Origin of the sequence: Winogradskyella sp. HB-48 (assembly GCF_049942685.1) — a bacterium.
Taxonomy (GTDB): domain Bacteria; phylum Bacteroidota; class Bacteroidia; order Flavobacteriales; family Flavobacteriaceae; genus Winogradskyella.
The window spans coordinates 2632986-2645308 of sequence record NZ_CP187934.1 but is presented as its reverse complement, the minus strand read 5'-3'; the positions used below and the strand labels follow the sequence as shown (position 1 = coordinate 2645308).

General features: G+C 33.2%; 13 protein-coding genes. 5 read left to right on the top strand and 8 right to left on the bottom strand.

The features are described from left to right. The 3 genes from ACPX19_RS11995 to glgA form a co-directional block, all read right to left on the bottom strand. Window positions 1-1938 carry an alpha-1,4-glucan--maltose-1-phosphate maltosyltransferase gene (locus ACPX19_RS11995; RefSeq protein WP_426430245.1) on the bottom strand — a complete coding sequence of 646 codons (1938 nt, stop codon included), beginning with the start codon at window positions 1936-1938 and terminating at the stop codon, window positions 1-3. 120 nt (window positions 1939-2058) lie between these two features. Next, a complete protein-coding gene (locus ACPX19_RS11990; RefSeq protein WP_426430244.1) occupies window positions 2059-3327 on the bottom strand; it encodes a glucose-1-phosphate adenylyltransferase in 1269 nt (422 codons plus the stop codon). Then, a complete protein-coding gene (gene glgA, locus ACPX19_RS11985; RefSeq protein WP_426430243.1) occupies window positions 3327-4535 on the bottom strand; it encodes a glycogen synthase in 1209 nt (402 codons plus the stop codon). The genes ACPX19_RS11990 and glgA overlap by 1 nt, the downstream gene beginning before the upstream one ends. 195 nt (window positions 4536-4730) lie before the next feature. On the opposite strand from glgA, the gene msrB reads away from it, so the two are divergent. From msrB to lpdA, 3 genes are read left to right on the top strand one after another with little or no spacing between them, the layout of a single operon-like run. Next, entirely contained in the window at window positions 4731-5225 is a 495-nt protein-coding gene (gene msrB / locus ACPX19_RS11980) for a peptide-methionine (R)-S-oxide reductase MsrB (RefSeq protein ID WP_426430242.1), read from the top strand. Further along, the gene (locus ACPX19_RS11975) at window positions 5218-5769 is read left to right on the top strand and encodes a DUF1572 family protein (protein WP_426430241.1); all 552 of its coding nucleotides are present in this window, start codon (window positions 5218-5220) and stop codon (window positions 5767-5769) included. Before msrB ends, ACPX19_RS11975 begins: the two co-directional genes overlap by 8 nt. Window positions 5770-5826: 57 nt before the next feature. Beyond that, complete coding sequence (lpdA, locus tag ACPX19_RS11970; protein ID WP_426430240.1) at window positions 5827-7203, top strand: dihydrolipoyl dehydrogenase; 1377 nt, start codon at window positions 5827-5829, stop codon at window positions 7201-7203. 47 nt (window positions 7204-7250) lie between these two features. Here lpdA and ACPX19_RS11965 read toward each other — a convergent pair whose 3' ends face one another. The 5 genes from ACPX19_RS11965 to ACPX19_RS11945 form a co-directional block, all read right to left on the bottom strand. Continuing rightward, complete coding sequence (locus tag ACPX19_RS11965; protein ID WP_426430239.1) at window positions 7251-7724, bottom strand: outer membrane beta-barrel protein; 474 nt, start codon at window positions 7722-7724, stop codon at window positions 7251-7253. Window positions 7725-7726: 2 nt separating this feature from the next. Beyond that, a complete protein-coding gene (gene aroQ / locus ACPX19_RS11960) occupies window positions 7727-8146 on the bottom strand; it encodes a type II 3-dehydroquinate dehydratase (RefSeq protein WP_426430238.1) in 420 nt (139 codons plus the stop codon). Between the two features lie 228 nt (window positions 8147-8374). Next, a complete protein-coding gene (locus tag ACPX19_RS11955) occupies window positions 8375-8983 on the bottom strand; it encodes a porin family protein (RefSeq protein WP_426430237.1) in 609 nt (202 codons plus the stop codon). Window positions 8984-9165: 182 nt separating this feature from the next. Continuing rightward, a complete protein-coding gene (locus ACPX19_RS11950; RefSeq protein ID WP_426430236.1) occupies window positions 9166-9711 on the bottom strand; it encodes a hypothetical protein in 546 nt (181 codons plus the stop codon). Window positions 9712-9920: 209 nt separating this feature from the next. Beyond that, a complete protein-coding gene (locus ACPX19_RS11945) occupies window positions 9921-10814 on the bottom strand; it encodes a hypothetical protein (protein WP_426430235.1) in 894 nt (297 codons plus the stop codon). Between the two features lie 108 nt (window positions 10815-10922). Between ACPX19_RS11945 and ACPX19_RS11940 the strand changes: the two genes are divergently transcribed. Beyond that, window positions 10923-11297: a TM2 domain-containing protein gene (locus tag ACPX19_RS11940; protein ID WP_426430234.1), complete on the top strand. Its 375-nt coding sequence runs from the start codon at window positions 10923-10925 to the stop codon at window positions 11295-11297. Window positions 11298-11363: 66 nt separating this feature from the next. Further along, a complete protein-coding gene (locus tag ACPX19_RS11935; RefSeq protein ID WP_426430233.1) occupies window positions 11364-12272 on the top strand; it encodes a site-specific tyrosine recombinase in 909 nt (302 codons plus the stop codon). Window positions 12273-12323: the final 51 nt, after the last annotated feature.

Genomic DNA, 12323 nt, shown 5'->3' with positions numbered 1-12323 from the left:
CTATTTATTTATTTTAAATATATGAAATGGAAGGGTTGGGTGCAACTCTACAAAGTTCCATTCGTTATACCAGTTATAGCTACTTCCCGTTACTAAATCATTTACAGTAATTTGATGACCAGAATGAATGCCTAAATCTTGCAAAGGTAATTGAACTGTTCCTTGTTGCACATAGTACTGCTCTAAACTAACAACAATTAACAATTCGTCGGTTTTAGCATCATTCCATTTGTAATAAGCTATTAGATTATCATTATTTACATTGCAGAACTTTATGTTATTGGTCTGTTGTAAAGCTTCATGTTGATGACGAATGGCATTGACCTTTGATATAACAGCCGTCAGTTTATTTTGCACATCCCAATTGTAATGTTTTACTTCAAATTTTTCAGACATATAATATTCTTCCTTTCCGGGAATTGCCTCATCTATCTGCTGCTCAAAGACTGGACCATAAATTCCAATATTAGAGCTAAGTGTTGCTGCTAAAACGTAACGCTGTATGTATTTAGATTCGTTAGCGCCTTGTAAATGGTATGGGTTAATATCTGGTGTATTTGGCCAAAAGTTTGGTCGCATATATTCGCGCTGCTCTGTTTGGGTAAGTTCAGTCATGTACTCAATAAACTCTTGCTTTGTATTTCTCCAAGTAAAATACGTGTACGATTGCGTATAACCTTGTTTTGCTAACTGTTGCATTACCTTTGGCCTAGTAAATGCTTCAGCAAGAAAAAGAACATCTGGATGTTTCTTTTTCACTTCATCAATAATCCAATTCCAAAAATAGTACGGTTTGGTATGAGGGTTATCTACCCTAAATACTTTGATGTCACAATCTATCCAGTACATCAAAATATCCAAACATTCTTTCCAAAGATTTTTGTAGTCTTTACTTTCCCAATATATAGGTAAAATATCTTGATACTTTTTAGGCGGATTTTCAGCATATTGTACAGTTCCATCTGGTCGCCATTTAAACCAATCTGGGTGGTCTTTTACCCAAGGGTGATCTGGTGCTGCCTGCAAGGCATAATCCATTGCAACTTCAATACCCAAGTCTTTAGCCTTTTTTACCAAAGCTTTAAAATCTTCAACAGTTCCTAATTGTGGGTGAATATCTTTATGTCCTCCGTACTGCGAACCTATTCCCCAAGCTGAACCTACGTCACCATCTTTAGCTTCTGTTGTGTTATTTTTTCCTTTACGATTGACTTCGCCTATCGGATGTACTGGTGGAAAATACAAAGTATCAAAGCCCATTTCGGCAATTCTAGGCAGAAGGCGTTCGCAGTCTTTAAATGTTCCATGTTGTCCTTTATTTTGAGAAGATGATCTTGGAAAGAACTCATACCAAGTACTGAAGAGTGCTTTTTTTCTATCTACATAGATTTTTAGCTCTTTAGATTCGTTAGCTAGAAATTTCTCAGGATATCTTACAAAAATATCATGAAGATTATGGGATTTTGCTTCTTTGATTGCTTCGTTATACTTTTCTTCATCATTAAAACAATTTATGCAATAGTCTAAGTACTCTTTTTCCTTTTTTAAAACTTTTTTTAATAATGGTTTTAGGTAAGTTATACCTTCTAAAAGTTCAGACTTTACATGCTGATTATCATCAATTTTGCGTACAATACCATGTTGCCAGTTTAATGCATAATCTACCCAACCTTCAACTTTATAACTATAAAAACCTTGATTTTCTACTGTAAAAGATGCTTCCCATTCATCATTAACGCTATGGTGCATTCTTACTTCACTCCATTTTCTATCTTTCTCGTGCTTAAAAAGTACTGATGCCGCTACAACATCATGTCCATCTCCAAGGACATGAGCATCCACTTTTACAATTTCATTTACGATACGTTTTATATAAAATTCTCCACAATTTATTTGAGGGCTAACTGCGTCTATGACAACACGTTTTTGGTTCTGCATATTGCTATTTTGATTGTTTAGTTTTTAACGAAAATACTATACATTATCGACATTTGAAAGGAATAAATAACGATGAATAATATAACTTTTTTAATTAAAAAGAATTACAAACTCTATTACTTATTGAATTATAGTTTTTGGTGGAATAACCGCATTTTTTTTAACTACAACAATGCCATCTTTCACAACATAGGTATCAGTTTCTATATCTTTTAATTGTTTGCCGCCATTGATTCTAACATCGTCTCCTATTCGGCAGTTTTTGTCGAGAATTGCATTTTTTATAAAGCAACGCTCACCTATTCCCATGTAGATTTTAATATTCTTTGATTCTACTTCTTCTAGGGATTCATAACGATCACAACCCATCATGTAGCAATTAATAACTGTAGATTCTGCGCCAATTCTAGACCTAATTCCAATTACCGAACGTTCAATTTTTGCAGCATGAATAATTGAGCCTTCCGAAATTACCGTACGATCTAAAAGCGTACCTGATATTTTTGAAGTTGGCAAAATTCTGGCATTTGTATAAATCCTTTGTTCATTATCATACAAATTAAATTTTGGTATTTCATCTGTCAAGCCAAGGTTTGCTTCAAAAAAGCTATCAATATTTCCTATATCGGTCCAATAACCTTCAAATTGGTAACTTAAGGTTTTATGATTCTTTATTGCATCCGGAATAATCTCTTTACCAAAATCAACAGTATTGGGATCTTTCAATAAATCAACTAGTAAGTTTTTATTAAAAATGTAAATACCCATAGATGCCAAATAATTTCTACCTGCATTTTGCATTTCTTGACTCACAGGTGATGACCAATCAGCCAATTGAGATGCATCTGGTTTTTCTATAAAAGAAGAAATAAAATTATTTTCATCTGTTTTTAAAATTCCGAAAGATGTTGCTTCTTTAGCATTTACTGGTTGTGTTGCAATTGATATTTCTGCACCACTAGCTTCATGTGCTTTTATCATTTCATTGAAGTCCATCTGGTAAAGTTGATCACCAGATAGTATTAAGGCGTATTCAAACTCATGCCTTAAAAAATGGTGTAGACTCTGTCTAACTGCATCAGCGGTTCCTTGAAACCATTTGTCGCTAGCTATAGTTTGTTCTGCTGCCAAAACATCTACAAATGCTGAACTGAAAAAACTGAAATGATATGTGTTTTTAATATGTCTATTCAAAGAAGCTGAATTAAACTGTGTTAACACATACATTCGTTTAATATCTGAGTTGATACAATTTGAAATTGGAATGTCTACCAATCGATATTTTCCAGCAATTGGAACAGCAGGTTTTGATCTACTTTCTGTTAATGGATAAAGACGAGACCCTTGTCCTCCACCCAAAATTATACTTAAAACTTTGTCGTTTATCATTATTTAATGATTAATGATTGATATATATTTTTAGTTTGTTTTGCAATTGCCTTCCAGTCGAAAAATTCTTCAACTCTATGCCTTCCGTTTTTAGCCATTTTCTCTCTAAGTTCTTTATTGTTAATCACTTTGTTTACACCTTCTGCTAAATCTCTAGAAAATTGATCCGGATTCACTGGCTCAAAAGGAGCAACATTTTGTTGCTCTAAATTAATAAGTAATCCCGTTTCACCTTCAACGACCACTTCTTTTATACCACCAACAGCACTAGCTACCACAGCAGTTTGACATGCCATAGCTTCAATATTTATAATTCCGAAGGGTTCATAAATTGAAGGGCAACAAAATACATCTGCATGCGAATAGAGCTGAATGACGTCTTTTTTATCTAACATCTTATCGATCCAAAAGATATTGTCTCTTGTTTTAGACGCTTCCGCTACTGCATCTTCCATTTCTTTGGCTATTTCTTCTGTATCTGGGGCACCAGCACATAAGACAATTTGAGTGTCAGCATCAATATATTTAATGGCATTAACTAAATGAACGATTCCTTTTTGCCTTGTAATCCTTCCAACAAAAAGCACATAGGGTTTGTTTTTATCAATACCATATGTTTCAAGCACATTTGTTTCTTTAACAACAGCATATTCTTTTAAGTCAATACCATTGTAAACCACTTCAATTTTATCCTCATCAACATCAAAATGTTTAATAATATCTTGCTTGGTTTCTTCAGACACAGCAATTAAGCAATCTGCCATTTCTATGGCCGTTTTTTCAATCCAAGACGAGGCATCATATCCTCTACCCAACTGTTCTCGTTTCCAAGGCCTCAATGGTTCAAGCGAATGTGTGGTCAAGACCATAGGTATACCATAGCACAATTTTGCCATAATACCTGCAAAGTGAGAATACCAAGTATGACAATGCACAATATCTGCATCTATAATATCGGCATTCATGTGCAGACCTGTGCTTAGAGTTTTAAATATAGACTTTAATTTACCATCACTATGTTTAAAAAATCCATCTTCAAAAGGATAGCCTTTAATACTTAAGTTGTTTCTTGACTCATCCTGATCGCCAAAAGCTCTAACTTCAACCTCCATTAATTCTGATAACTCTTTGGCTAAATATTCTACGTGCACACCTGCACCACCATAAACATAAGGAGGAAATTCTCTTGTAAGAAATAATGCTTTCATATAATATTGCTTAAAGCTGTATAACGAAATTAAATGAGAAAAGTATCTAAAATATCTGCATTGTAAATTAAAGAATTATTATGATTTTATCAACTCTTTAATTTAAATACTTAATAAAAAATTGCACTGCTTGATTTGTAATCATTCAAAACTTAGTACGACAAAAATTAATCAAAAATTTTGTAAATTTAAGCTATGAAAAAGATTTTATTATTCGCCTTAACTACAATTTTATTTAGTTGTAATGGCTCTGCCCAAAAAAAGGAAACTAAAGATGAAACGTTTCCTGTTACCAAAACCGATGCAGAATGGAAAGCCGAACTCACCGCAATGGAGTATTATGTTTTGAGAGAAGCTGGTACCGAACGTGCATTTTCTAGTCCTTTAAATAAAAATTATGAGAAAGGAGTTTATCATTGTGCTGCTTGTGATACACCTCTATTTAAAAGTGAGCACAAATTTGATTCTGGCACTGGTTGGCCAAGCTTTGACCAAGAAATAAAAGGCAATGTAGCTTTCTCTACAGATTATAACATCGGATATGAACGTACTGAAGAGCATTGTGCAACTTGTGGCGGACATTTAGGCCATGTCTTTGATGATGGCCCAAAAGCGACCACTGGAAAGCGTCATTGTATTAATGGTGTGGCTTTAAAATTTGTACCAGAAGACTCCAAAAAAGATGAATAGTTATCTTGAAAGTAGTATAAAACAATTTGAATACTATAAAAGTCTTGGAGATAAAACTTTTGAACAGTTAACTTTTGAAGAGCTAAAAAGAGAGTTTAAAAAAGACTCTAATTCGATTTCAATTATCGTAAAGCACATTGTTGGCAACATGCTAAGTCGTTGGACAAATTTCTTGACCGAAGATGGTGAAAAAGAATGGAGACAGCGAGATGGTGAATTTATCGATTCATTTCACTCTAAAGAAGAATTATTAAATGCATGGAACAGAGGTTGGAATTGTTTATTTAACGCCATAAAGCCAATTAAAACTGAAGACCTAGAACGTGTTATTTACATAAGAAACCAAGGGCATACTGTAGTTGAAGCTATCAACCGACAAATGATGCATTATGCCTACCACGTTGGTCAGATTGTATTTTTAGGAAAACTTGCCAAAGGAGAAAATTGGCAATCCCATTCAATTCCCAAAGGGAAATCAAAAGATTACAATCAAGAAAAATTTGCTAAAGATAAAGGCAAAAGACATTTTACCGAAGACCTTTAATATTACATTTTGGTTTTGTAAATTCGTACTCTCAAAAATTCAACTAAAAAATTACTCATGAGTAAATACGATATCATAGTATTAGGAAGTGGTCCTGGTGGCTACGTTACGGCAATTAGAGCATCTCAATTAGGGTTTAAAACTGCCATAGTAGAAAAAGAAAGTCTTGGTGGTGTGTGTTTAAATTGGGGTTGTATTCCAACCAAAGCACTTTTAAAATCTGCTCAAGTTTTTGAATACCTTAAACATGCAGAAGATTATGGTTTAAAGGTAAAAGATGCAGAACATGATTTTGATGCAGTTGTAAAAAGAAGCCGTGGTGTAGCAGATGGCATGAGTAACGGTGTAAAGTTCTTAATGAAAAAGAACAAAATTGACGTTATTGAAGGCTACGGAAAAGTTAAACCTGGAAAAAAAGTTGATGTTGACGGTAAAGAATATTCTGCTGACCACATTATAATCGCAACTGGTGCACGTTCTCGTGAGTTACCAAGCTTACCTCAAGATGGCAAAAAAGTAATTGGCTACAGACAGGCCATGACTCTAGAAAAGCAACCAAAGAAAATGATAGTAGTTGGTTCTGGTGCCATAGGTGTTGAGTTTGCTTATTTCTATAATTCAATGGGAACCGAAGTGACTATTGTAGAATATATGCCAAAAATTGTTCCTGTTGAAGATGATGAAGTATCTAAACAATTAGAGCGTAGCTTTAAGAAATCTGGAATAAAAATTATGACATCTGCCGAAGTTACTTCTGTTGATACTTCAGGTAATGGTGTTAAAGCTACTATAAAAACCAGCAAAGGAGATGAAGTTTTAGAGGCTGACATCGTGCTTTCTGCTGTTGGTATAAAATCAAACATTGAAAATATAGGTCTAGAAGACGTTGGTATTGCAGTAGATCGCGATAAAATTTTGGTTAATGATTACTACCAAACCAATATTCCGGGATACTATGCCATTGGAGATGTTACTCCAGGACAAGCATTAGCACACGTCGCATCTGCCGAAGGCATTCTTTGTGTTGAAAAAATAGCAGGCATGCATGTTGAAGCTTTAGATTATGGTAACATTCCTGGTTGTACCTACTGCTCGCCAGAAATAGCAAGTGTTGGTCTTACTGAGGCTCAAGCCAAGGAACAAGGTTACGATATTAAAGTGGGTAAATTCCCGTTCTCTGCATCTGGTAAGGCTAGTGCAGGAGGGAATAAAGATGGCTTTGTAAAAGTAATTTTTGATGCTAAATATGGCGAATGGCTAGGATGCCATATGATTGGTGCAGGGGTAACCGATATGATTGCAGAAGCTGTATTAGGTCGTAAGTTAGAAACCACAGGTCATGAAGTATTAAAAGCGGTTCACCCTCACCCAACGATGAGTGAAGCCGTTATGGAAGCTGTGGCAGATGCTTATGGTGAAGTGATACACTTATAAAACAAATTAACACTTAAATAAAAAGCGGTTCAATTGAATCGCTTTTTTTATAATCTATAACCAAGACCTAGAAACAAAACGTTTGGCGAGAACTCTTCTAGGCCTATGGTATATTTCATGTGCATGCTTAGTTTTGAAGAAAAGTCATAATCCAAACTTAAGTCTGCCCTAACTTTAAATTTATTCGAGAAAAAATCAAAAAAATAATTTAAACTTGGCCCTACTAAAATATGAAGGGTATTATAGATATCGTATTTTAAATAAATAGGAGCATTTATAAACCTAAAATCACCAATACCCTTATAAAGCAGTTCTGGTTGAATATGAAAGCCATTATCTATTGGAAAATCTACTGTAACACCTCCATAATAGCCAGTTTCTATATCTGGATTTGTACCAAAATCGCCTTCTGTTACCTTAAAAAAGGTAAAGTTTAAACCACCCTTAACACCAAAAGTGGCTTGGGCAGAACCGATAAGACTAAAACAAAAGAATAAAAATAATAGAACTGCTTTCTTCATGCTTAAAAAATAAAACTTTCAATAGCTAAATCATAACTCTTAAGGCCAAAACCAAGAATTACACCTTTAGCATTTGGTGAAATGTAGGATTGGTGCCTAAACTCTTCCCTTGAAAATGTGTTAGAAATATGCACTTCTACAACAGGTGTTTCTATAGCCTTCACAGCATCAGCAATACCAACAGAAGTATGTGTGTAAGCAGCAGCATTTAAAATGATACCATCATAACTAAAACCGACTTCCTGTAATTTGTTTATAAGCTCACCTTCAATATTAGACTGAAAATAACCTATCTTAATACCACTATACTTCTTCTGGAGTAGTAATAAATAATCTTCAAAAGTTTCTTTACCATAAATCTCAGGCTCTCTTTTTCCTAGAAGGTTTAAATTTGGTCCGTTAATTATAATCAGTTGCTTCATAGAGTAAATATAGAAAAATTAGGGCATAAAAAAACCGAAGACTATGCTTCGGTTTTTGATTAAGTATATAAAAATTCTCTCAGACGTCATAAACCTTGGAACTCTAGTATACTACTTATGTGAGACGATTTATACTTGAGCCAACTTTAATATTATTTGCTTTCTAAAAATAAGATAAAAAAACGGAACTAGAACCTAGTACCGTTTTTAAATTATATTTAGACTTTACTATGGTTGAAAGATTACTCCAACGTTAAAAGCAGATGTTGCATTGAATACGCTAAACTCATCAAGCCCAAATAAATCAATAAATCCATTATAGCCTTGGTACTGAATAAAAAGCTCTGTGTTTTCAGAAACATTAAACTTATAACCTATACCTAGACCCAAGCCAATATCAAAACTACTTTCAAGTTCATCTTTAACATCAAACTCACCCTCAGGTGTATCTGCCTTAGCACTTAATAAAAACCCTAAGGTTGGTCCAAAATTTAAGAACCAATTTCTTTTAGAACCAAAATGCCAGTTTGCATGAATTGGTACTGCTAAGTAATTGAGTTTATCAATATACTCTTCACCGGATTCTTTAATTTTAGTTCCTTTAGAATCATAAAATAAACCAGAACGAAGACTCCAACGGTCATTAAGGTAATATTCGCCCACTACACCAAAATTAAAGGCTGTTCTGATTCTATTATTTAAATTCTCAGAACTTGTATAATTTGATAAGTTTAAACCAACTTGGGGTGCTAATGTAAAATCACCTGAATCTGATTGTGCGTTTACATGAGTTAAAAAAAATACTGCCATAGCAGTAGAAAATAATAATTTTTTCATTTGTCCTTTTAATTAATAGTTTATTTACAGCAAACGTAGTTCTTTACTTACATTTTAAATAATTATATTTGTTAAAATTTCTTACAATTTATCGATAAGATAAACTTTTATTAACCCTTTAAAAAAAAAAACCGAAGCACTTGCTTCGGTTTTTTACTTATGTCACTACAACTTGATAAATCTTATAAGAATAAAGTGAAGCCAATATTAACTTGGAAAACACCCTTATCCGTGAAGTCTTCGTTTAAAGAGTGGTTATATCTAATGCCAGGCTCAATAGCAACCATATCACCTAAAAACCAAGCATAACCAGCACCAATACCTAACCATAATGGGGTTTCACCAGCACCATTTTCAGCACCGTCACCAGATGCACCGGTAAGATCTAAGGTTACAGGAATCATACTATTTACATAATATTTAGCTCCTAAACGGTAAGAAAATGAACTAACATTATCACCACCATCCGGACTAAAACCACCATAACCAAGACCTGCTTTAATAGCTAAATCATCCATGATGAAATAACCACCGTCAAGACCAATATTATAGCTAGAAGAACCATCACTTGAAGAAAAATAAATACCTGTTGTACCTAACATAGCATTACCAGTATTAGCTTCAATAAGCCAAGTACCTTCAGATGTTTGACCACCAGAACTATCGTCCTGAGCATTAACACTTGCAAAAGCGAAAACTGCAAAAGCAGCTAAAAATAATTTTTTCATAATCTTTTAAGTTTTAAAATTGATTACTGCAAACTAAAGTCTTTTTTTCAAAATATTAAAAATTTTAACTGGAGTTATTAACATTTTTATAAACATTTATATATATGTATCTGTTTTTCAATTGTTTAAAACTCAAAGTTATTAACATTATTTTATAAAACTTTCCATTATAATTTAAATTAATAGTCAATAACTTCACTTAAAGCGGATTATTTTTTAATAATATCAATATTTGTTATTTCATTGATTTTAAGATTAGTAACCGTTTTTATAGTATTAAATCCGTCAAAAATCTCAATATATGTTGTGTTTTCACCGACTGTGCCAATAGAATTTGACTTTATAGTTATACGCGATTTTTTACTATCCAAGGGTATTGTAAGTACTTTTTTTGTATCTGATATTTCGTATTTGTATAAAAGTATCTTGTCATCTTTGTAAACTGTAATAACATCTTGGTCAATTTGCCCACCATCATAAATAGTGCAGCTAATTGTATTGGCCTTGGTTACTATTGAAGTAACTTCATCCTTCCTTAATATATTTAGATTAAGTGTGTCAACAAGTTTAATGTTATCTAATTTTTGCTTTATACTATCCGGAACACGCCGCGATTTTTTCAGTTTCTTTGTGAATTTCGTTATCCTTTTATCAATTTTTTCAATAGAGTTCATGGCGATTTCACCATTAATACACTCAGTACCATCGCTAAACCTTCCATTAAAACTTCCCATAAGTTTAGTATCGCCCCACTTATATTTTGTAGGCGCCAAGTGAATGTTGCAAAAATCCTTTTCAGCATAGTTAGATTTAGTGTAAATCAATTCAGTTTCCGTAAATGACAACAAATTTTTTTGCTGGTCAAACACGCCTTCAATTTTTGACTTTGTCTCATGTTCTCCACCAAAATCTGTAAGACTATAACCAATTATTTTATCGTTTTTTCGTTCGAATTCAACCTTGTATTTTATTAATAGTGAATCTTGAATCTTTATAAAGCCCATAAATGTCTCCTGCGCCCAAGACTTGCTAGAAAAACCAGCTAAAAAAAATATAGCTACGATTAAGCTATTAACAAAAGGTTTTGATTTTCGATTTATCATACTTTAAAATTTTAATGAGATAAGGTTAATTTCTTTTAACATTTTATGAGTAAATGTCAAATATTATTAGATTTTTTTTAATTTAGGCTAAACTTAAACCAAAATTTTATGAAAATTAAACTATTCTTATCGGCATTTATTATCATGCTTTCATTAAATGCATCTTATGCATCATTCCCTGTGAAGAGAGCTGTAACAGCTACAACTACAGAGAATATTACTTCATCTGAAGAAATGACTGAATCCACAGAAATGACAACTCCAATTGCAAGAGCTGGTCAGCAAAGTAAGGGTATTGCTTTGATTCTCTGGTTCTTCCTTGGAGGATTTGCAGCACACAGGTGGTACCTAAAGAGTCCAATAGGTTGGAATATTTTATTTATTCTCACTTTAGGTGGATTAGGAGTTTGGTGGATCATTGATCTTATAGATATATTTACCGAGAATTACCCTAAAGCGAATTTCAAAAGCGAATTCTTTTAAGATTTAATAAATATTAAAAATTCAAACACTTTACGCTTTTTGTAAAGTGTTTTTTTATTTTTCAATATGAAATGGTCTCAGGCACTTACTGATTACAGGCACTATCTACAGATAGAACGTGGTTTATCCCAAAACTCCATTGAAAATTATAGTTATGATATTAAAAAACTGATGTCTTATTTAGAAGATCATAACATCAATACCAGTCCTGAGAACATTAAGAACGAACTTATCAAGCAATTTATCTACAGCATATCCCATACTTTAAATCCTAGATCACAAGGCCGATTAATTTCTGGTCTTAGAAATTTTTTTGATTATTTGGTCTTTGAAAACTATAGAACATCCAACCCAATGGATTTGATAGAATCGCCAAAAATTGGTAGAAAGCTACCAGACACTTTGTCTGTTGATGATATAGATTTATTAATTAACACCATTGACCTGAGTTACCAATATCAAGGGGTTAATCTTGGTGAACGCAATAGGGCCATTATTGAAACCTTATACAGTTGTGGATTACGCGTTAGCGAACTTATTGAATTAAAACTATCAGACTTATTTTTTGTTGAAGGCTTTATTAAGGTTACCGGGAAAGGTAACAAACAACGTTTTGTCCCCATTGGTCCTTCTACACAAAAATATATTACTATTTGGAAAGCTATAAGAGACCATATTGATATTCAACCAGAATCTAAAGATGTACTCTTTCTTAATTACAAAGGAAACAAGCTCACGCGAGCCATGATTTTTACCATTATTAAGACTCTGGTTAAAAAGTCTGGACTAAAGAAAACTGTGTCTCCACATACGTTTAGACATTCCTTTGCCACACATTTATTAGAGAATGGAGCAGACCTTAGAGCTATACAAATGATGTTAGGTCATGAAAGTATTACCACAACTGAAGTGTATATGCATGTAGATCGCTCCCACTTAAGTGATGTACTAAACAAATATCATCCCAGAAAATAAAAAGGCGTCCTAAATTAGTAGAACACCCTTTTATACTATTTGAGTTAGTTA